The following is a 22,346-nucleotide window of genomic DNA, read 5'->3' as shown; positions in this document are numbered from 1 at the left end:
CTTTTTAAGTGGAATTCAGACGATGCCTGCCAAGATATGTACCTGTGGTCAGTTACCTATCGTTTTGCTTCCAAATGTTTAACCCTGCCAAAAGAACTTCGCTTAGATTTGGATTGAACGGCTTTGGTGCTCCAGATTCAACACGCGAAACGGTTTAATCTGATCATAAATTCTTTAGCTGCACCGGATGAAGTGAATACAGACATTGATATATAAGCGGCAATCATCGAGTCAATAAACACAAAAATATAATTTTCATTGTGCGAGCAATTTACTACCATGCGCGGATCACATCTTAATACTGCCAGCTCTCATTATTGATTTAGATGGTATTACTCTGCATACAAATTACTTAAAAACTCTTTCAGGTTTTTGGATATCTTTGTCATATTGTCTTCCCACGGATCCCCATCATAGTTGGCCGTTTCGTGATCCCAGCGATAGATCGAACCATAATCACTTTTCTTTAAGCTAATGCATATCAAGTTACCACCATAGGAACCACCTATAGCAAGGTAATGGTTTAGCAACCGATCCGCTACTTCTTCATTTTCGGTTTTTATATCCTGCCCTGACGGATAGTCTCTAATACCAAAAAACCATCCAATATCATCAAATAATTCACCGTCGAGTTTATAGTCCTGTAATGATGGTGAACCACCGTTGTAGCATTTCAGAAATTCTTTGTATTCCGTTGGGAGCTTAATATTTAAATCTTGCTCCAACGCTAATATATCGTCGTCTGATATGGATGGATAACTATCTGTAATTTCTAAATTCATGTCGATATTTCCCATAACGCCCTGTAGAAGAGAGCAGACCTAAACATACTGCCCGGCACAAAATCCGGATGCCCAGGCCCATTGGAAGTTGTGGCCTCCGAGGTGTCCGGTTATGTCGACGACTTCGCCGATGAAGAAGAGGTTTTCGCGACCTTCTACGGCCATGGTTTTTGAGGAGAGTTGACGGGTGTCGACGCCGCCGAGGGTGACTTCGGCGGTGCGATAGCCTTCGGTGCCGTTGGGTTTGAGTGCCCATTGCTGGATACTTTCGGTGATGCTTTCGAAGGTTTCGTTGGAACATTGCTGGAGTATTTCGGGCCAGGCATGCCATTCGCACAGGATCTGCGCAAGTCGTTTTGGCAGGTGTTGGGACAGGATGGTTTCCAGCTTTTTCTTGGGCGATTCATGGCGCTGTTGTTTTAACACCGCCACTAAATCCAGTTCGGGTAACAGGTTCACCCTTAATGCCTCGCCCGGATGCCAAAAGCTCGAGATTTGGAGCATGGCCGGGCCGCTAACGCCGCGATGGGTGAATAGCATAGGTTCACGAAATAGCTGGCTGTGGTGGCTGACCTCAATTGGGCAGCTGACACCGGACAACGGTGCAAACCGTTCCAGTAAATCCGGCTGCAGGGTGAAAGGTACCAAACCCGCCCGCGTAGGCCGGATCTGTAGGCCGAATTGCTCCGCCAGTTGATAGCCAAAGGGGCTTGCGCCCAGGGTTGGAATCGACAGGCCACCGGTTGCCACCACCAATGAGGCACAGCTGACAATCCCACTGGAGGTGTGCAGCTGATACCCGGTGTCCGTTTCCTCGACCGCCTTGATTTGGGTATTCATTGCAATGTCCACACCAGCCCACTCGGCTTCGGTCAGAAGCATTTGCAGGATATCCTTGCTGCTGGTCGCACAAAATAATTGTCCTGGTGTTTTCTCGTAATAACCAATGCCGTGCCGGTCAACCCACTCCAGAAAATCGTGCGGAGTATAGCGCTTGAGTGCTGAAATACAGTATGCCGGGTTATCCGATAGAAAATTGGCCGGGGTGGAATTCAGGTGGGTAAAGTTGCATTTGCCGCCACCGGACATCAGGATTTTTTTGCCCGGCTTGTTCGCATGATCCAGAATACGGACGCTCCGCCCCCGATACCCGGCCGTAATGGCACACATTAACCCTGCGGCTCCGGCCCCGATGACCACAACGTCGACTTGATCCTGCATTTCACACCTACACTTAAACCGGATAATTTGGCGCTAGTGTACATGACATCCGCTTGAAATACAGGCTGTCTCGGACTGGGCGGCTTTCAGTGGCCTGAATCAGCCTGGCATCGGGTAGCGGATATCCAGAAACAGGATGCGTTCGAAATCAAGATGGCACCCCACAGTTTGGCACATAGCTCCGGTAGCACGGTCTTGATAGGGACGGGAGTACACCATTTCACGGTGGGTCAGCCGCTCGGTCGCCAACATTTGATAGAAGTAAGGACGAAACGCCCAATTGTGGCCCTGGCTTTCATAGTTTGCCATCCACATGCCGGAGCGGCGGGACAAGCCTTGCCACTCATAATTCGGGGAAATTTGCACACCGGAATAATCGCACAGATAGAACCGCAAAAAGCCATCAGGCGCATCCGGCAAGTGCTCGAAGAACCGCTCATCCTTCAAGACGGTTTGCTTTAACCGGGAGGCCAAAGACTCCATACCTTTGAGATAATTGACGTGCAGCTCTTCTTCATCAATCTTGTGATTTACAAAACGGTCCAGCAATAACCCCACTTTGGATTGAGGCTCGTACGGATCAAGGAACTCGGGCAACGCAGGGTGAAACAGGAACCCCTGGATAAAACGAGCCCCACACTCCATCGCGAAGAAAAACTCTTCTTCGGTTTCAACCCCTTCACAAATAATCTGGCTACCCGTACGTTCCGCCAGATAGGCAACAGACTGCACAACTTCATTGGTCACGCCACCTTGCATCGCCTTTTTAAACAGGCGCATGTCCAGTTTGATCAGATCCGGTTCCATGGCGATAATACGATCCAGCTGGGAATAACCGGCACCAAAGTCGTCGATGGCGATACGCATGCCAGCGGCACGATAGCGTTTGGCACAGGCTTCCAAAACCCGCTCATCACCTTTTGACTCCGTAAACTCCACTAATACCTGAGCAGGGTTAATTCCCAGCTCCTCTGCCATATTAATGGTCGGCAGTGCACCATGTTGGCTCACTAAGCGCATCCACTCTGGGGAAATGTTCACCGCCAAAAAACAATCGGCCGGCATATCCCGTGCTTTTTCCATGGCTTTGCGGCGGACCTGACGGTCCAGAGCCAGAATGTGCTCTTTATCAATCGTCGGATTACAGAACAATGCCCCTGCAGACACGTACTGACCGTTGGCATCCCGTTTACGCGCCAGCGCCTCGTAGCCGGCAACACAGCCCTTGCTGATATCGATTATCGGTTGGAAGAACGGGGTCAATTCAGTCTCGGCCCGCCACGCAGTTGTCCTGCGAGGCTCAGATTGACGAAATCGAATAACACTCTGTACTACATCACTCAGAGCCATATATTCTCTCATTATTAAAGTTACGAGCGAGCGGCTTTAACCACGCCACCCAATCTTGTTTATACTATTGATTAATCCCTGCATCGAGCATCAAACTCAAATTTGATTAAATCGATTAACAATATTTGTACCATAACGACATTACTCAGGTAAGTTGTTGACTCTAAATCAATCCTCCACCTTTGGAGCATATCCCATGAATAAGCCCCAGCCTCACCATCTGGTTATATTTTCGCACGGAAAAGAAAGCGGCCCCTGGGGCGGCAAAATCACCCGGCTTGCAGAAGTGGCCAGTACCTGCGGATGTGACATACTCAGTGTTGACTATCAAGGAATGGAGAGCGCAGAACAACGCATCACAACCTGTCTGGATAGCATTCCGGAAATTTCCGGTAAACTGATACTGGTCGGATCCAGTATGGGGGCCTATGTCTCAATTGAAGTCTCGCAACAGGTCAATCCCGCAGGCTTGTTTCTGCTTGCCCCAGCTCTGGGTATACCTGGCTACCCAAACCCATCCCCCAAAGCGGTTGCAACCAGCATATCTGTATCCCATGGGTGGCATGATGAATTGATTCCCGCACAAGTTGCAACGAACTGGGCGCGTGAGCACAATGCAACCTGCCATTTATACAATGACGACCATCGCCTGCTCAATGTCATAGATCAAATCTGCGTTGAATTCCGTTATTTCCTGGATTCGCTGCTGGCGGTATGACCTTACTCCTCATCAAGTTAATCACCACCATTGCCACGGTCCTCGCCCTGAGCTGGATTGCAGAACGAGTGGGTACGAAGATCGCGGGCATACTGGCAGGCTTTCCACTCGGTACTGCTATTGTGCTGTTTTTCATCGCGTTCGAGCAAACACCCGAGTTTGCCGCCCGCGCCGCGCCAGCGACTGTAGCCGGTTTTACATTGGTGCTGATTACCATGGCGGCGTATTCCCTGCTGACCCGACTTGAACACCTTGGCAAATGGTTGGCACCTGCCGGTAGCCTAATGCTGTTTACCGCGCTCACGTTCACCATTTCTGGAATAACCGCGCTGGCTGGGATCGATATGAATCTGTATCTCTGCGTAGCCATCAGTATTGGCTCGGTACTGCTTTTTCACCAAGTCATTTTTCACCCACTCAGCCCCAAATCAGCACCATCATTGGAGGCGACAAATCAGAAACCATCATCGCCACCCAAAATCACCGTGGCAATGCTGTTCCTGCGGGCAGGGGTTGCCGCGAGCCTGGTACTGATCATCACCGGACTCGCTTATATTATGGATGCCCGTCAGGCCGGATTTATGAGTGCCTTTCCGGTTACCTTCTTTCCCCTGTTATGTATTGTGCATTGGAATTATGGTGCGGCTGCCGCCAATACCTTATTGCGCTACTACCCGCTTGGTCTGCTTTCACTGATCTCTTACACGATGGTGATTGCCATCACCTATCCAGGTTGGGGACTGGTGTCCGGTACTGCGCTGGCCTTGGTGACTGCCACCATTGTCTCAGTTGTCGTACTGCGTATTTCCCGCTCGTCCCGTTAGGAACAATCCAGCGAAACCGGAATAGACAACGCATTCTTAACAGCACAATTACCAGCAGCATTCCGCCAAACTCCAAAGGTCTTACCCAACCAGGTTGATCATACGGCCCTTGTAAACCGCTGGCATCGGACAGATTGAGGGCAACAGCATAGGCTAACAGAATAAATACCGAGGCGACCCAGAGGGAAACACTTCGATGAATAACTGCAAAAGGCAGTGCCCAGAGCAAATACCAGGGATTAATAACCGGAGCACAGACAAGAAAGAAAGCAATCAGGTAGTCTCCCCGGGGAATTTGCCACCCTTGATTCGGGGACACAGAACGAAGATAACCCCACAGGAAAAGCAAATAGATACAGGCAAACCCGATAAGCATGGCAATACGCGCCGATAAGGGTGAGAAAAACTGGGATGCCAGGGCAAAAACCGCTGAGTTAAATTCCCAGTTCAAAAGAAACGTCGCTAATCCTCCCGTATCCGCATAACGCGCAGGGGGTGTGCCCAGCCAAAAAGCCAATTTGAATGGGAGGTAAAGTGCAACCAAGGTCAAAATAAAAATAAGGATATGTTTCAGTCGGGCTCCCAGAAGAATAAAGGGCACTAACAACCAGGCAAACACCTTTGCGCCTATACTTAATGCCAGAAAAAAGAGCGCGGGGCCCATTCGCCCTGATTTTCGACAATGTACGGCCAATAAAAGCAGCGCGACACCAATCACATCCGGATGCGCCGTAAAGGCCACTTCTTTTACAACCAGTGGCGACCAGGCATACAAAATCACCCAGCTCGGACGGGCGATACGCAAAAGTAACACGATCAACCCGATGTTAAATACAAACAATATGCCTTTATAGGCCAGCAGACTACCCGGTTCGATACCATAAGCCGCCAAAAACAGCCATTGCAGAACAGGGCCATAAATCGTCGGAACATCAGGGTAGTTGATTTGGCCCAGAATAGACTGAAACTGCATCGGAATATCATGGTCAGAAAAAAACTGACTCGGCGCAATTCCATAGGGGGTGCCGTGCTGCACAAACACCCAGGCGTCCCAAAGGTAACGGAAATGATCATCTTCGTAGATTGGCGCAGCGAATAAACCAATGCCATGAAAGACCAGAGCCCAGAAAAGTATCGAGACCCGATCCACCTGCAAATCGGATTTCTCTGCGCCCCAGACCAGAACGAAGGTCAACGTCGCCGCCAATAACGCCGTCAGCCAGAATGGCAATATCGGTAAACTGCCACCGTCTGAAGCAATCAACCAAAACAAATAAATCGCACTGAGCAATAAGCCTGTGACGTGGACAAAGGGTTGCAGATGCAAGTCTCTACCTACCCTCTGCGCCTCAACAGCGGACAAAGCAGGTGTTGTGTGATCCGGCCCTGTTAATTGCGGGTCCAGAAGCCGATTCAGAAACGGCATCAATCCATGACTACGCATATTTTAATTCTCTTTCCCAGTGTGCAGGCGGAGTTCGAAGACAGAACAACAGCGAACCTTGAGCGTCTTCGACTGAATCTGATCCGTAAAGTTCCCCCAATGTAAGATTTGTGCAAACTCTCGCGATGAAACCGTAAGTATTTCGTTATTTTCCTGTGATATTTGCCGGGCACTCAGCGGCTTATTTCCAGTCAAAGTCAGCATCATGAACTGTTGTGAACAACGACATTTCTTTTCAATGAAGCAAAAATCAGAGGAATAAACATGAAATTACTCAAACGTACCAGCCTGGCCATCATGTTGGGATGCACACTGCTATCATCGGGCCTGCAAGCGTCCGGGTCATTCAGTGGCGGTTCGGCATCCGGGCTGCAAAACACCTATACCCTGGGCAAATCCGTGTTCCATCGAAAACTGGTGTGCTCCAGCTGTCCCCTTGCCGGTCAGGAACTCAATCGCGATTCAGCCAATAAATTAATTCACCAGGTAGAAGGCAGCGCCAGCGTGCAGCAAGTCCTTTCCGGAAAAGAACGAAAGGCGGTCATTCATTACATACAAAAGCGCTTCCCTACCGGCTGAGAGCGCATCACCAGTAAGCACAGACTTTTCAAACAGAAGAAATTTTCAGTAACCATCACCTAGTGAGTGACCTAATATGAACAACATCGCAACCAAGCGAAATATGTTATCCGTGATAATTGGCTCAGCCCTTTTGATCCCTCTTGCAAATGCGGCCAATACCCCATGGCTACCCCAACCAGGAGGGGGTCAGGTCGATCTCGCCTATGTCTTTCAAAGTGCAGATGAATTCTACATCGCAGATGATAAAAACGACTTGCCGGACGATTTGGAGCAGGCCACCTGGTGGATCAGTGTGGACTATGGCCTGAGTGAAAATATCGCGATCTCCGCCAAAACGGGGTACGCCCGAAGTACGTTCGAGCCGGAAGCCAATCAACATCTGAGCGGCCGTACTGACTCTCAAATTGGCGTACGTTATCGATTCAATGACGAGTTTACCGGTCCGGAAGGGCTCCCTTCGGCAGCAATTCGCATCACCGGCATTATCGAAGGCAACTATCGCACAGGCTCGATTCACTCGATTGGTGATGGTGCTGACGGTATTGAAGCCGCGTTAAGTGTTGGCAAAATATTCAATGACTATTTCGCCTTGAGCGGTGAAATCGGGTATCGCAACCGGAGTTCCGGTGTGCCAGAAGAATTGTTCTACCGACTGGATGCATTCGTAGTACCACTACCGGGACTGACAGCCAATGTATCGTACTTCGCGGCCGACGCTGATGATGGCCTCGATATTGGTGGCGCCGGATTCTCACCAGACCGTTTCCACGAGCTGGAAGAAGACACCAGCGCAGTTAGTACCGGGATCAACTACAGCCTCACACCCGAACTGAACCTCGGTGTCCAGTATGCCACCGTTGTTGATGGCAGAAACACCGCACGCAGTGATATTTACTCTGCCAATATCGGTTTCAGCTTCTAACTATTGAGGTAGGCCATGTATTACGATCATCATGTTACCTGTGTCATCCCCGCGCTGGATGAGGCAAAATCAATCGGCAAGGTTGTAACAGACTTTAACGGACTAACCAATGCAGATGGCAGCAAGGTCATCGACACCATTATTGTGTGCGATAACGGCTCACAGGATGGCACACCCTGCATTGCCAAAAAAGCAGGCGCCCAAGTCGTATTTGAGCCAATCCCCGGATATGGCCAGGCATGTATGACCGGCATGGCCGCCATTAATCACACCGACATCGTACTGTTTGTGGATGGCGATGGCTCATTTATCGCCGATCAAGCCATACAGCTGCTTAACGGGATCATCACCGGGGCAGATCTGGTGATCGGCTCAAGAACACTCGGGAACGTTGCGGCAGGCGCGATGTCTCAGCAACAACTGTGGGGTAATAAACTCAGTACGTTACTGATTCGACTGCTCTGGCAATTCGAAGTCAGCGATCTCGGCCCTTATCGCGCGATTCGCTGGTCTCGCCTGAAAGACCTGGGAATGTGTGAACCCCGTTTTGGCTGGACTGTTGAAATGCAGGTCAAAGCCATTGCCGGTGGGGCGAATATTATTGAAGTTCCCGTTGACACTGGGCGGCGGGAAGGCCGCTCAAAAATCAGTGGTACACTCAAAGGAACTGTGCTGGCCGGTATCGGCATCATCAGCACCATACTTAAACTGCGTTGGCGATATCAACGTCAACAGAGACTGCTCCGATATTGAAATTCAGAAGCAAATGACTTATCCGAGATTGAAAAATGATTATCAAAGCAATCGAAACAACACGATTTAACCGAATCCAGCTCGCCTATTTGTGCTCGCTGCTTTTGTTAGTACTGACGACTTTATCCGCTCAGGCCGCACCGCAATCAGACTTGCTGGGCGACTGGAATCATAGCAAAGCCCAGAGCACCGCAACCATCGACCACAGTGCCTGGCAACAGTTTCTGGATCGCTATATCGATGCAAAGCATCCCTCAGGTATCAACTCATTTGGCTACAGCAAGGTCAGCAAGCAGGATAAACGGGCACTGAAAAAGTACCTGGGTGATATGCAGGCACTCAATCCACTGAACTACAACAAAGCTGAACAAAAGGCCTTTTGGATCAACCTCTACAATGCTTTGACAGTAGATTTGATTCTTGATCATTACCCGGTCAAAAGCATTACTGATCTGGGCAAGGGCTTTTTTGCTTTTGGCCCCTGGGATGACCCGATTGCCACGATAAACAAACACGAATTAACACTGAATAACATCGAGCACGGTATCCTGAGGCCTATCTGGCAAGACAAACGCATTCACTATGCGGTAAATTGTGCCAGCTACAGTTGCCCTAATCTCGCCTCAAAGGCCTACACTGCAAACAATACTGAACAGTTGCTGGAACAAGGTGCGAAGGACTATATCAACCATCCCCGTGGTGTACGGTTTGAGGATGGAGACCTCTATCTCTCCAGTATTTATGACTGGTATCTCGTGGATTTTGGCGACAGCATACCATCACTGTTGAAACATCTTCAGCACTACGCCAAACCAGAACTGGCTCGACAGCTGAAATCTTTCAAGGGTAAACCGGACTTTGAATACGACTGGCAACTCAACGAGTTAAATTAAAACGACATGCCTGGCGACGGGTCTTTCGCGGCAATTCGATCCCTTGTAAACAATTGAAAAAACGGCGCTACAAGGGCTCGAACATTTTGTAACCAAAATAAATCTTGTGACATAATGTTCCAAGCTGGAGATGCAACCTGCTTGCCAGCATATATAATGACTCATAGCAAACGGTAAACACGACAACACCGGGCAAAGCTTGAGGGGATGTTGAGGACATTTATCCATGAGATTGATCTTAATCAGCGCACTACTGATTACGTTTACAGCGCTGCAAGGCTGCAACTCTCCAGTGAATTCATTGGACAATGCGCTCACCATGAATTTTACCAGCAACGAGAATTTACGCTTTATTGGGCATGAGAGTGTGCAACATGAAATTGTTGACCGCTACGGAAACGAGAAGTATCTGGTACTGGATTTTCGCTACACCAACATGCCCGTCGATGAACAAATCATTCAACGCAATATCGACGAAATTTGTATGTCAGTATTTGCCAATGAACAGTTGATTCAGAACCTGACCGATGCCGGATACGATATGGTATCGATTTCGCTTGACCTCTACTCTCAGTATGACTGTTTATAATTAGGCATGGATGGGTCCACGCCCATCCATGCCTTCAACCACCACGCAGTTTCTGCCCTGTTCTTTCGCCTTATAGAGTGCCCCGTCTGCCAATTCAAAAATCTCGTCCATCGACAAACCGTCTTTGAACGGCGCGATTCCGAATGACATGGTAATCTGCACTCGTTGATTGCGGAAATGAAAGGGCAAGCGTTCGACCATTTGCCGGGTTTTGTTCATGACCGTAAAGGCCACATCACTTGCGGTTTCAGGCATAATAATGACAAACTCCTCACCACCATACCGGGCAATAAAATCCGTTTTGCGAATACGGCGCTGCAGTTCCTTGGCCATAATCTGGATGACTTTATCACCGGCCAGGTGCCCGTAATTATCATTCACCTGCTTGAACAAATCGATATCCGTAATCACAAGGCTCATTGGCTGGCGATAACGTTGCCAGCGAGTGTACTCCAGATCAATACGCTCGGAATAGGCTTCTCGGTTCGGCAACCCGGTTAGCGCATCGGTCAATGCTTTACCGCGCTCCACCTTTAATTGCTCTTTAATTGCCTGCGTCTCGGTTTCCATCGATTGCAGCTTTTCAGACATGCTGGATATTTGCTCACCCAGCGTTTTTTCCTTAATCGACTCGGACGTCATAAACTTGGTCATCAACGTCAGAATATGATCCAGTTGGCTGTTTACAGAGGACTTGAGGGTATCAATCTCTGTTGCTTCAGACACCAGTGCGGAAATTGATTTAACCTGCTCACGGACGGCTTCATCCAATTCTGCCCCGGAACTTTGAATGGCCACTTTAAAGGCGTGGGAATCCGTCAGAAACTGCTGCAACATCGCCAGCCGCTCATCCAGAAGCTGGAGAAACGACTCAAAATCCTTTTGACCTTTGCCGACCGCAGACACGACCAGATTCGTGACGTCATCCAGAGTGGGTCCCAACTCATACCAGTTAAGTCCATGTTCGATTCGTTGCAATATCGCCTGAAATTCCCTCTGGGATGAACTGGGTACCGACAAATGCTCCAGCAATTGCCGGATCGATTTTGAAATGTGACCGGCAACCTTGGAGAATCCAGGAGCCTCCTCTGTAGATTCGGATTCCCCTTGATGATGTTGAGCATCCGATTCAGACAATTCCGGTTCGCTTACATCCAGCTCGGTTTCCTGCTCACTGTAGCGCCGGTCTCCGCCATTGCTATTGGTGCTGGTAGTCAAATCCGAGTCTTTATCAACCGCCAATGTTGATGCGGAATCCATACCCGGTTGCTGAGTATCGTGTATCTGCGCAGGTGAACCTGGCTCACGGCCGGATTCTCCCATGCCGCCGAACAGTTTCTGCAAGAATCCCGGTTCACTCTTTCTTGGGCTCTGACCCGCACGCCCTAATACATCCGACTGTATTTGGGTGTACTCCGCCAACAAAGCAGGACACTCGCTGAACTGCACTTGCTGAACGCGGACAAGCTTGGCTAATTTTTTCAGCTTTTTCTTCAAATCGGACGGCAAGTCCAACTCGCCAATATTACGGGTTAACGTATCCAGGGATTTAACAATTGCGCTGGCAGAATCCGAGCGCTTTTCCTCCAACGCCAGCACGGTCGCCTCAATTTTCTCCAACGAACGGGTCAATTCTTTAGCTTTGGGTGTTTCTTCACGTAAAATCTGCCGCAATCCCGACAAATCACTATCCAGTTGCTGATCCTGTCCTTCCGCGGCCAAGCTGACTCTGACCAACATTCTTTGCAATAGATTGGCGTGATCAAGGAGCTCTTCCTCACGACGATCAAATTCCTCTGCCCGCTGCAAATACTTGGACTTTATCCGATCCAGTTCATTTTCGGAATGGGTCATGATTTAAACAATCCTGAGCGACAATAATTTAGAAAGTTAATCAAATCAGTATAGCCAATGCCATCTGATTAAGCAGAGATTTGTGATGCTTGATTGGAGAGGAGGAACCAACAAGGCCTGTCAATCGGCAAGAGAAGCGATTGCCTGGGGAAGTTCACGTAGTTCGGTAATAATCCGGTCTGGCTGGACATCAACGTTTTGGCTTTGATTTTGCCAGTTAAACCAGATCGTCTTGATTCCAAATTCGGCAGCCCCCTGGATATCATCGATGATATGGTCTCCCACATGGATGCAACTTTCAGGCTGTGCATTAATTTGCGCGAGTGCATGCTGAAAAATGGCAGGATCCGGCTTACCAATTCCGATTTCTTCGGCCCTGAGCGAATAGATGAAGTAATCATTCAACCCTATGTGTTCAACATCGGCGTTGCCGTTGGTAATCGAAATCAGGCTAAACTCTCGTTTGAGCTGATCGAGAACGGTCCGAGTTTCCGGGAAAAGTGATACGTTTTGCCGCGCAGACCAGAAACAGTCAAATGCACCTTGCGCCGCTTGTTTACTCGCGTCTTGAGACAAGCCACAATCCAGCATCAGTAACTGCAAGGCCTTCAGCCTCAGTTCACTGACGCGGTGGACAAGCTCAGGGTTTTCGGCCAAGGTCTGCTTCCGGTAATGGGACCAGCCTCGCTCCCTGGCTCGCACCAGCACATCCGGTGAGAAATCCTGCAACCACCCCAGCATCGCTTTTTCCGCCGCGATCAAGGTGGGCTCAGCATGCCAAAGCGTATTATCAAGATCGAGGGAAATAATTGAAACGGGCATAGAATCGGTACTGTGTCGTTGGCAATATGACGAATTAAAAAGTCAGTACTAGGTCGTTGCCGAAGCTGACGCCCTGCTTTTCTCCTGAGAGAGTAATGGCGGCAACAAGCGACTCATCGTATCACTGATATATGACAAAAACAGAGACCCCATACCCCGATCAAAATAGGACTGGTCATGGCTCCCCAGACTGAACATTCCCAAATGTTCGGTATTGTGCAGGGAAATCACCGCGGCAGAGCCAATCTCTGTGTCGATCATCGGAAACAGGCATTTGCTCTGGCGAGGTTGCAGGCGTCCACAAATTGCTTTTTTACTGTGAATCATTTCTCCCAGTATCGCTTCGGCTTCTTTGAGCGGCAGAACCTGAATGTTGCTAACAGGATAGTCCCGAGGATTCCCAAACAGTAACAGGCTGGCACAATCCAGGCCAAAATCATTGCGCACGCTCTCTTCGATCATGATCACCACTTCTTCGAGACTCTTGGCTTCAATCAGATTGATCAGTAGTCGTTTACTTTTTTCGAAGAAACGATCATTCTCCCGCGCTATCGCAATCAGGTTTCCCAGTTCCCGCTGTAACTGATCCCGCTGTTCACGAAATACCTGAACTTGCCGTTCTACAAGGGAAATGGCACGACCACTGTCATGGGGAACTCTGATTTCGCGCAACAGGTAATCGTGATCAACAAAAAAGCCGGGGTGTTGGCGAAGGTATTCTACGACCTGGGCTTCGCTAAGCCCTTCTACAGTCGTTTCTTTATCAGTCATTGTGAAAAACTACTCCGTTCGACGCCGCCAGGAATATCAAAGCGGTATGCTGTATCAGTGTCGTCGAAAATTGAAAATTGTCCAATTCTGTTTACTGAGCGCGTAGTTCAAGAACAAGTAGTATAGTTCCAGAACGAGATGTACAGCTCCCGAACCGGATGTACAGCTCCAGAACGAGATATATAGTTCCCGAGCCGGATAAATACCGCTGAAAAAACCGTCTTCAGGCCTCTTCAGAGTCGAACCTGTCCTTCAAAAACAAAAGCTGCAGGCCCTTCCATCAGCACCGGGTGCCCTTCCCCATCCCATTGAATGCGTAAATTGCCACCCGGCAGTTTGACTTCAACCCTCGAATCCAACAGCCCTCGTAAACGGCCGGCAACAACTGCTGCACAGGCTCCCGATCCACACGCCATGGTTTCACCCGCCCCGCGCTCGAATACTCGCAGTTTGACAAAACCGGGATGAACGATTTCCATAAAGCCGATATTGGCCCGTTCCGGAAACCGCTCATGAGATTCCAAGGTCGCCCCCACAGATTCCAGCGGCGCGGTTAGGACATCATCAATGACCAGCACGCCATGGGGGTTCCCCATCGAAACCGCGCTAATATCGTACTGCACACCTTGGACATCAATTTGATAGGTGGGAGCGGGTGCTTCAGCCAGAAATGGTATGTCTGCAGGTGTCAGGCGCGGTTTGCCCATATCCACCGTAACCAGACCTTCTTCACCCAGTTTGAGCTCAATTACGCCTTTCGCGGTCTGGACACGAATTACGGGTTTATTGACCAATTTCTTTTCTGACACATACAACGCAAAACAACGGGCACCATTGCCGCATTGTTCGACCTCACTACCATCGGCATTGAAAATACGGTATCGAAAATCAACATCGGGCTGTCCGGGCGGCTCAACCAGCAGCAACTGGTCAAAGCCAATACCAAAATGCCGGTCCGAGAGCCTTTTGACTTGTTCGGGACGAATATGAACGTGCTGACTGATTGCATCAATCACCATGAAGTCATTTCCCAAACCGTGCATTTTGCTAAACTTAATTAACATTCTTAACTAACCTGGTGGGTGCACTTACTGAGATATCCAGTTTCAACGTGTTCAATATCTGCGTTATCGACTAGGGTACCACGGTCTCCAATGCCAATTGATCTGCGATCGATTCGCGCTTACGTATAACATAGACTTGATCGCCATCAACCATCAACTCACAAGCACGATTTCGACTGTTGTAATTTGAACTCATCGAAAAACCGTAAGCCCCTGCAGAGCGAACGGCTAACAAATCTCCTTCCTGCAACACCAGATCACGATCTTTTCCCAGAAAATCACCCGTTTCGCAGACCGGTCCGACCAAATCATAGGATTTCACCTCTCCGGTGCGGGGTGTCGTCGGTACAATTTCCTGCCAGGCGCTGTACAAAGAAGGCCTGATCAGATCATTCATCGCACCATCGATAATGGCAAAATTCTTGTGCTCGGTTTCTTTCAAATATTCCACGCGAGTCAAAAGCACACCCGCATTGGCCGCAATGGATCGGCCCGGCTCAACTACCAGCTCCAACTGTCGATCACCGAGACGCTCTACAACTCGGGCGATGTAATCCGCAGGGGCCGGCGGAACTTCGTCCCGGTATTTAACCCCGAGTCCCCCCCCCAGATCCAGATGCCGGATCGTAATACCGATTTCGGCCAGCTCGTCAATCAACGCCAGGACGCGATCTAACGCATCCAGAAAAGGGGCCAATTCAGTCAATTGGGAACCAATGTGACAGTCAACGCCGATAACATTGATATGCTCAAGCGTTTTGGCTTCCTCATAAGCGGCACGGGCAGATTGAATATCGATACCGAATTTGTTTTCTTTCAAGCCGGTGGAAATATAAGGGTGGGTACCGGCGTCTACGTCAGGATTAACCCGAAACGATACCGGGGCAATCTTGCCCATATCTCCCGCGACAGTATTCAAGCGGCGTAGCTCTGAGAGCGACTCGACGTTAAAACAATGTACCCCGACCTCAAGCGCACGGGCCATTTCATCTGCCTGCTTTCCCACACCTGAAAACATCACCCGGTCAGGGCTGCCGCCCGCTTTTAAAACACGCTCAAGCTCGCCAACCGAGACGATATCAAAACCTGCGCCCAAACGCGCCAGTACGCTCAAAACACCAATATTGGAGTTCGCTTTCACGGCATAACAAACCAAATGGGGCCGTGCACCGAACGCTTGATCATAGGCTTCGAAATGACGAGTCAGTGTTTTTCGGGAATAGACGAACGTCGGTGTACCATAGGTTTTGGCGACGTTTTCCAGGGCGACCCCCTCCGCATACAAAGTTTCTGTCTGGGATTGCGGGTCTGGCTGATACTGAAAATAATCCATCGGGGTTGTTATCTCTAAAACAGTTACAAATAAAATTCGGTTTCTCGCAAAAGCTGCGTATCGCGGCAATACGAGGTATACGGGCTTTACGCAGGCCGCGATTGTCTTCAGGAAGGTATCTACGTACACACAATAGATTCCGACTAATCGTCCAGATTAAAGAAATTCTGGCCGTGTTACAATCGCCGGGAACACTTTCATGATTAAACACGTTCATCATTAAACACAACCATCCAAAAACGAGTTACTTCTCGCTCGTCAGCCTTTGACTCGATCATTGGATCGACTGGTTTCAATGTGTTTTTGGATTTCTGTTCGGGGGTAGTTTAATCGCCCGGTCAACTTCGACCCTTGTTTTTCGAATCGGGTTCTCCGTCAGTTTGAGTTTCCTTTAATTCCTCTTGTACCACAGAATCACCCTTCTGATCCGGGGTGTCAGCCGGTAAATAGAGTGCTCCCTTTTGGCCGCAACCAACCAGTAACAATCCGGCAAAAACCACGGTACCCCACTTCATCGGGCTACTTTTTCCAGGAACTCTTCTTAAAATTCCAGGAACTCTTGTTAAAAGTGCCCTTAATATTACATGAACCGTTCTTTTCGACACGACAATCACTCTTTTTGACCCGGGCTTCTCTTCTGACACAACCATCTATCTATATTTCGAACAAATCTGCTGCACACTGCAGTGGTTTTGTTCAATCCGGTGCCTCAATTCAACTGACACCGTTGTCTTGGGAGGGATGATACCGAATTTGTTCGTTCAAGGCACTCTCCAATGCCTGTTTGTAAAACAAATACTGGACGGTTTGCAACGTGCTTTGATAATCGTGCTGATCCAAATCGTGGGGTAATCCCAAATCGGTGATGTAACAGGGGTATCGTTCACCCTTATGTCGGCGGGAAAGAATGAAGTGAGCAACCGCCGGAATTAACCTGTCGCCATACTCCATGGTGGTGAATTCCTGTTGATCACAAAATATATCAAACTCCAGTTCGCCATTGAGTTCATGGTTCCCGATGGCCTGGACTTCGAAATAGTTACCCGCATCGGCCCGGTCTTCTACGGCAACCATGCTGGGCACAATGGCATTTGAAAGTGGGTCAAATACAAGTTCGTTCATGACGATTTCTGAATCCATCCAGACTTCATTAATATCCTGCCGCATCTGACGTCGATCCTGTATCGATAACAGAAACCGTTGCAGTGGTATCAGTAGCGAATAGATATCATAAAAAGGCGTGTTATAAGCAAACAACGAGCCTTTTTCATCCAAAATATAGACATCCGCGTCTTCATGCTGCGGATAAAAGAACACTTGAACCGTATCCGGCTCACATTGTGCACACACAGCCCTGATTTTCTTATAATCTGTCAAGGCATAGCGATCGAGCTTCAAGCGCGTGTATTCCCGCTGAGGCTGGGATAGATAAACCAATAAATCCTGAATCGACTCAAACCCGGTGAAGCGCGGCTGTTGATCAAAGAACTGGATCGCAAAGAAACGACGGTCAAGTTCGATGATATAGCGGGTATTGAGCGTTCCGGTTGCACCAAAAAACGCCTCCGCAACATCTACGAATAACTCCTCGACCCTGCGTGCGATGGCTGTCGCCCGGGATTGGCAGAAGCATTTCACAGACAATTCCGGCATCGGCTGGCCTTCAGATCGGGACATAAGCTGTGCCAGATAATTTTTCAGACACTGAATCAGGGTATCACCCAGTTCATAGCGGTTCACCAGCACTTCATTCCAACTGTTTCGGGTAACCTGATCCAATGTTAATACCAGATTATCTCGAACCGAGCTGTATCCGAGCGAATCATTGCGACTGCTTAACTTATGAACCCCCATCGCTGTGTAGCGTTCCAGCGGATCCATGCCAACATTGATAAACAATACAATTTGCATGGCATACGGCTGCTCTTTGTAACGCGCCTGAGCCACTGCTGAGAACGGCACCTGGATGTGCTGTTGCAGTGATTCAATGATATTACGCAGCTCGAATAACGTCACCTTGGAGGTGCCTGGCAACAACCCCAAACGCGTAGAGCGCCCCAGCAATCCGTTGTAATGGGACCAGGTAATCAGCTCCACCAGACTGGTTGAACGTTTCAGCGCCGAAAAGTAAGCGGCATCCGCTGCATTTTCCAACGCCTTGTAGAGCAGCCAACCTTTCGCATCCGCACTCCAGGATTGCGAGGAGGCATGATGAAACCCAAGGTTTTCCTCTGTGATGTCGGGGGCAATATTCGGATTGATAAATTCCAGTTTCCCCGCCTTGCGCTGGAAAGCCGCATAGAGCTTGCGCCCGAGCAGATTCATGTCTTCCACATTGATGGCGGCTTTGAGGCGGTTCTGACGGGCATACTGGGAAATAAACCGGTAACAGTGTGTCAATTCACTGACCACACTCTTGCGCTCCACCAGCACCTGACTGACCCGCCAATCCTGACGCTTGTCAAGATAAGTCAGTTCCTTGTTCTGCCAGCCCCAATCACTCACCAGGGCCTGCATCGCGACACGGCGCCAGGACACATTTCGCTCACGCCGGCCATGAGTTAATTTTTCACCAATTTTAAGATAAAAGCTTTTACGCACCAGCGTGAGCCGGTTTTTCTCCGAGCGAGCACCCAGGTATTGCTCCAGGCGGCGGTAAATCATAATGTACGGATCAACATCGACCGTATCATTAACCCCGGCATACATCTTCGCCTTGAATTCGAGACTCAGAGGATACTTCTCCGGCAACTCCTGGGCATAGACTTCATTGAGCAACAACTTCAGCACTGATTTATAAGGAGAGTCGATTCCCTTGTACAGCTGCCAGAGCCCGGCACCGACCAGCTCTTCCTTTGGAATTGAAGATAGTCCACCAAAATCCAGATATTCTTCGCCTTTTATGAAACGCTGAGTGATCAAACGATCAGCCCATGTGGCATAGTCCTGTTCCAGATCCGGCGGGATCAACCACCAAAGTGGATATTTCCCACAGAGGTACAAACTCGTCCGGTAAAATTCATCCAGTAACAAAAAGTGCTGGGCACTGCCACTGCTCTCACTGTCAACCCGGTTGTCCTGGGCACGGTTACGAAACGCAGTATCATTCATTAGAAAAAAGTGCAGCTCCAACCCCAATTCATCCGCCCAGGCTGAAATGCTCTCGGCTTTGGTCTGCAAGCAAGCCAATGCCGCAACGTCAAGATTATCCACATGGCAAAGCCACACATCCATATCGCTCTGTTCGGAATGGGCGATCGTCCCCGTACTCCCCATTAAAAATATGCCGGTTATTTCCGGACTGTGACGAGGCTCTTCCCGATATTTGAAGGTTTTACTGTAGCGTTGTGCAGCGAACAGAGCCTCTTCATCGGGCTCATAATTCGCCAGTTTGTAGGGGCATTCACGGGAAGAGAAACCCGGCAATAGCGGATGATTAACGTGAAACAGCAGGGGAAGAATATCCAGAATAACCTGTTGCCGGGTCGACAATGAAGCTCTTGTGTGCTGCAGCCGGACTTGATTGATATCCAGAAATCGCTGACGAATCGCTTTGAGAAGTTTACGATCAATGCCCTCCTCGTAGGAGGTTTCAATGGGTTTCTGACGCGCGAGCAACGAAGCGCTTTGTCGATCTCGGTTTTTTACTGGCGCAGCCACGGTGAGTTGATTCCCAAAACAAGTCGATAGTCATGCGTGAGCTTCAGCACATTGGGGTTGACCTGAATTATAGACAGAGTGAAGCTGCGCGTCCTTGCCTATTTTATTGAGAAATGATTCACGCTGTAACAAAAATAGATGACCCTGCGCTCAATCTTAATTGGCTCGCTCTCAACATACTACCATTAAATGCACATTGCCCCCATGTCCTGTTCACACTTCGCTGTAGGTTGCGCTTCAATACAGGATGAAATCCGACGAAGATTTCCTTTTCCCCACGACTGAGATACTCTTGATAACCAGAGTTTATCCCACCATGGAGTCTCGTATTGAAAGAGTACCTCATCCAGCAGGGCCGAAGCCGTAATGCGTTAAAAGAACAGGCCAAAGAAGCACATTTGGCCGTAAGTGATATGGGTATCATTGAACGGGTGTGTGCCCAGACTGAAAAGTTTTTCGGCTATCCACCGGAAGAATTAATCGGCAACCCGTTCAACAAACTCGTCCCTGCCGCAGTTTACGACCCCAATGCCCCTCACTTCCGGGAGAAACTACGCAAAGGTGATTCCATTGAAACCACCTTCCAGCACAAGTCCGGACACTTCTTCATCGGCACAATGATGCCGAAGGGCAAGAATGTAAAAGATGGTGACCTGGTTTTCGATTCGACAATCAATCGCCTCGAGGACAGTAAGTCCGCCATGGGGATTCTGCAGGATTTCCAGACAGTGGGTCGCCTTGGTGGCTGGGAGTTTGATGTGACCCGGAATACGTTTTCCTGGACGGAAGGGGTGTACCGGATTTTTGACTTGGAAGTCGGCGCTGCAATCAATCCCGAGCATGCCCTTTATTATTTTCATAACCACCAATACCGGGTCAAAGCCGCGTTTCGCCGTTGCCTGAATCAAGGCGAGTCGTTACAGATCGAAGTTCAGATTATCAGCGCTCGCAATAATACCCGCTGGGTTCGATTGACCGGCCGACCGACACTGACCAAGGGGCGAGTTACACGCATTCGAGGCGTCATTCAGGATCTTTCCGAACTGCGTAATGTCAGGAACGAGAAAGCTTTTCTGGATGACTGCATGGGCAGCATTATGTCAGCGACAGACGACATGGCCCTGATACTGGACAAAGATCTGACCATATTATTTTGTAATGCAGCCTTTCAAATGCAATTCGAGCGCGCCTTTGAGATCATCCCTCAACCGGGAGATTCGATTGCCAAACTGCTCAGCAAATTCCCGAATGAGCGTCGCATATACATGCGTCTCTGGGAGCGCGCGCTGGCTCGAGACCAGTTTTGCGTTGAAATGCCATTGGCACAACGCAAAGAAGAAATGCCGATATTTGAAATGCGCTTTCGCAGAATCACCAATAAACGGGGTGAGCTGATTGGCGCAGCTCATATCGCCAAAGATATCACGTCAAAAATTCAAGTTCAGGAAAAACTGAACTACATGGCACGCCACGACCCACTCACAGGCCTGTTTAACCGCAGAGAGTTTCAAAATTTACTGGGCCGGGGGCTCGGCAACGCCAAAAAAAGAGGTACCGCTCACTCCCTGTTATACATGGATCTGGAGCGCTTCAAGGCGATCAACGAAAAGTGCGGTAGCTCCGCCGGTGATGAGCTGTTACGACAGGTTGCAAGAACCATCTCAGCGAAGGTTCGCCAACGTGATGCAGTTGCAAGAATTGGTGGAGACGAGTTCGCTGCACTTCTGGAAAACTGCCCGCCGGAAGAGGCACGCAGGGTTGCTGAAAGTATACGAAACACCCTACTAGGCACCCCGTTCAGTTGGGGGGAGGCAGACTTTGAAATCGGTATCAGCATCGGTGTTGTCAGTGTCGATGAACACAGTAACTCACCGGAAAAGCTCATGAAGCTGGCCGATAATATTTGCTACGCGGCGAAAACCTCTGGCTCCAGCTGTATTAATATCTTCCAGCCTGAGCCCACAACGATCAGCACCGTTGATGAATCCAAACAACTTGATCATATTAAAATGATCAACCACGCCCTGGAATTTACGGAATACTTGAGGGTTTTTGTGCAGCCCATCAAACCCATCATCAGCGCGGTGTGGGGCGAATACCTGGAAGTATATTCCCGCATCCAAGATGAGTCCGGCTCACTCATTGAGCCCGAGACCTTCCTGCCCCTGGCTGAAGAAGTCGATCTGACCTCGAATATTGATCTGGTGGTTCTCAAGCGCGTTCTCAACTGGATTGCGCAACATCGACATCAGGATCACAGACTGAAGCTGTGCTCGATCAACCTGCACAATGCATCATTGAAGAAAACGGACTTTATAACCCGCGTCACCCATGAGATCCATCAAAGCCGGGCACAACCGGAAAAGCTGTGCTTTGAGCTGGAAGAGTCCCTGTTTATCGACGCCCCCAAGCTGGCACGAAACACGGTGCAGGCACTTAAGGGTCTGGGTTGTAAAATCGCGGCAGATCATGTGGGCAAACGTCCGTCATCCCTGGAGTATATTGCGACATTCAATCTGGATTTCGTAAAAATCGATGGCGACCTTGTCGGTGCACTTCATACGGACAAAATAAATCAGGTCCGCGTCGAAGCGATCCACAAACTGGCCCACCTCATGGGCGCTGAAACGATCGGCCACCACGTGACCAGTGATGCCGTCCTGGCTGAGGTGCGGAAAATTGGTCTGCATTTCGGCCAGGGCTATGCCCTGGCTGAGACCATCCCGCTAGAGTCATTCACTCTGCAATCACAGACTTGATCACA

Annotated in this window: 19 protein-coding genes; 8 read left to right on the top strand and 11 right to left on the bottom strand. The window is 49.4% G+C overall.

Annotated features, from left to right (window positions below):
- Nucleotides 1–332: 332 nt before the first annotated feature.
- From OLMES_RS01910 to OLMES_RS01900, 3 genes are all read right to left on the bottom strand, one after another.
- A complete protein-coding gene (locus OLMES_RS01910; RefSeq protein WP_157678104.1) occupies nucleotides 333–782 on the bottom strand; it encodes an SMI1/KNR4 family protein in 450 nt (149 codons plus the stop codon).
- 39 nt (nucleotides 783–821) lie between these two features.
- Entirely contained in the window at nucleotides 822–2,003 is a 1,182-nt protein-coding gene (locus OLMES_RS01905) for a BaiN/RdsA family NAD(P)/FAD-dependent oxidoreductase (protein WP_087459692.1), read from the bottom strand.
- A gap of 99 nt (nucleotides 2,004–2,102) precedes the next feature.
- Complete coding sequence (locus OLMES_RS01900; protein ID WP_198343184.1) at nucleotides 2,103–3,353, bottom strand: EAL domain-containing protein; 1,251 nt, start codon at nucleotides 3,351–3,353, stop codon at nucleotides 2,103–2,105.
- A gap of 196 nt (nucleotides 3,354–3,549) precedes the next feature.
- Here OLMES_RS01900 and OLMES_RS01895 point away from each other — a divergent pair, with 196 nt between their 5' ends.
- Together OLMES_RS01895 and OLMES_RS27885 are read left to right on the top strand one after the other, a co-directional pair.
- Nucleotides 3,550–4,071 (top strand): alpha/beta fold hydrolase, encoded by a 522-nt coding sequence (locus tag OLMES_RS01895; RefSeq protein ID WP_087459690.1) that lies wholly within the window; start codon nucleotides 3,550–3,552, stop codon nucleotides 4,069–4,071.
- Nucleotides 4,068–4,895, top strand: a complete 828-nt coding sequence (locus OLMES_RS27885) for a hypothetical protein (RefSeq protein ID WP_157678103.1) — start codon at nucleotides 4,068–4,070, stop codon at nucleotides 4,893–4,895. Before OLMES_RS01895 ends, OLMES_RS27885 begins: the two co-directional genes overlap by 4 nt.
- Here OLMES_RS27885 and OLMES_RS01885 read toward each other — a convergent pair.
- Nucleotides 4,792–6,339, bottom strand: a complete 1,548-nt coding sequence (locus OLMES_RS01885) for a hypothetical protein (RefSeq protein WP_087459688.1) — start codon at nucleotides 6,337–6,339, stop codon at nucleotides 4,792–4,794. The two genes, OLMES_RS27885 and OLMES_RS01885, sit on opposite strands and share 104 nt — an antisense overlap.
- Nucleotides 6,340–6,603: 264 nt before the next feature.
- Here OLMES_RS01885 and OLMES_RS01880 point away from each other — a divergent pair, with 264 nt between their 5' ends.
- From OLMES_RS01880 to OLMES_RS01860, 5 genes are all read left to right on the top strand, one after another.
- A complete protein-coding gene (locus tag OLMES_RS01880; RefSeq protein WP_087459687.1) occupies nucleotides 6,604–6,918 on the top strand; it encodes a hypothetical protein in 315 nt (104 codons plus the stop codon).
- Between the two features lie 76 nt (nucleotides 6,919–6,994).
- Nucleotides 6,995–7,843 (top strand): hypothetical protein, encoded by an 849-nt coding sequence (locus OLMES_RS01875; protein WP_087459686.1) that lies wholly within the window; start codon nucleotides 6,995–6,997, stop codon nucleotides 7,841–7,843.
- A 15-nt stretch (nucleotides 7,844–7,858) separates the two neighbouring features.
- Entirely contained in the window at nucleotides 7,859–8,596 is a 738-nt protein-coding gene (locus OLMES_RS01870; protein WP_087459685.1) for a glycosyltransferase family 2 protein, read from the top strand.
- A 35-nt stretch (nucleotides 8,597–8,631) separates the two neighbouring features.
- Nucleotides 8,632–9,489 (top strand): DUF547 domain-containing protein, encoded by an 858-nt coding sequence (locus tag OLMES_RS01865; RefSeq protein WP_087459684.1) that lies wholly within the window; start codon nucleotides 8,632–8,634, stop codon nucleotides 9,487–9,489.
- Nucleotides 9,490–9,715: 226 nt separating this feature from the next.
- Nucleotides 9,716–10,078 carry a hypothetical protein gene (locus OLMES_RS01860; RefSeq protein ID WP_087459683.1) on the top strand — a complete coding sequence of 121 codons (363 nt, stop codon included), beginning with the start codon at nucleotides 9,716–9,718 and terminating at the stop codon, nucleotides 10,076–10,078.
- Here the strand turns inward: OLMES_RS01860 and OLMES_RS01855 are convergent, their stop codons facing one another.
- The 7 genes from OLMES_RS01855 to OLMES_RS01830 all read right to left on the bottom strand — a co-directional run bounded on the left by OLMES_RS01855 (nucleotide 10,079) and on the right by OLMES_RS01830 (nucleotide 19,582).
- Complete coding sequence (locus tag OLMES_RS01855) at nucleotides 10,079–11,932, bottom strand: GGDEF domain-containing protein (RefSeq protein WP_087459682.1); 1,854 nt, start codon at nucleotides 11,930–11,932, stop codon at nucleotides 10,079–10,081.
- 120 nt (nucleotides 11,933–12,052) lie between these two features.
- Nucleotides 12,053–12,754: an HAD family hydrolase gene (locus OLMES_RS01850; protein WP_087459681.1), complete on the bottom strand. Its 702-nt coding sequence runs from the start codon at nucleotides 12,752–12,754 to the stop codon at nucleotides 12,053–12,055.
- Between the two features lie 48 nt (nucleotides 12,755–12,802).
- A complete protein-coding gene (locus tag OLMES_RS01845; RefSeq protein ID WP_087459680.1) occupies nucleotides 12,803–13,525 on the bottom strand; it encodes a DUF484 family protein in 723 nt (240 codons plus the stop codon).
- 233 nt (nucleotides 13,526–13,758) lie between these two features.
- Nucleotides 13,759–14,589 (bottom strand): diaminopimelate epimerase, encoded by an 831-nt coding sequence (gene dapF, locus OLMES_RS01840; RefSeq protein WP_087459679.1) that lies wholly within the window; start codon nucleotides 14,587–14,589, stop codon nucleotides 13,759–13,761.
- A 70-nt stretch (nucleotides 14,590–14,659) separates the two neighbouring features.
- A complete protein-coding gene (lysA, locus tag OLMES_RS01835) occupies nucleotides 14,660–15,922 on the bottom strand; it encodes a diaminopimelate decarboxylase (protein ID WP_087459678.1) in 1,263 nt (420 codons plus the stop codon).
- A 338-nt stretch (nucleotides 15,923–16,260) separates the two neighbouring features.
- Complete coding sequence (gene lptM, locus OLMES_RS27880) at nucleotides 16,261–16,437, bottom strand: LPS translocon maturation chaperone LptM (RefSeq protein WP_157678102.1); 177 nt, start codon at nucleotides 16,435–16,437, stop codon at nucleotides 16,261–16,263.
- Between the two features lie 199 nt (nucleotides 16,438–16,636).
- Nucleotides 16,637–19,582, bottom strand: a complete 2,946-nt coding sequence (locus OLMES_RS01830; protein ID WP_198343183.1) for a class I adenylate cyclase — start codon at nucleotides 19,580–19,582, stop codon at nucleotides 16,637–16,639.
- Between the two features lie 329 nt (nucleotides 19,583–19,911).
- Between OLMES_RS01830 and OLMES_RS01825 the strand changes: the two genes are divergently transcribed.
- Nucleotides 19,912–22,341 (top strand): sensor domain-containing protein, encoded by a 2,430-nt coding sequence (locus OLMES_RS01825; protein WP_087459677.1) that lies wholly within the window; start codon nucleotides 19,912–19,914, stop codon nucleotides 22,339–22,341.
- Nucleotides 22,342–22,346: the final 5 nt, after the last annotated feature.

Source organism: Oleiphilus messinensis (genome assembly GCF_002162375.1).
In the GTDB taxonomy this organism is placed as follows: domain Bacteria; phylum Pseudomonadota; class Gammaproteobacteria; order Pseudomonadales; family Oleiphilaceae; genus Oleiphilus; species Oleiphilus messinensis.
The sequence above is the reverse complement of the archived record's forward strand: the minus strand, read 5'-3'. Positions and strand labels throughout refer to the sequence as shown.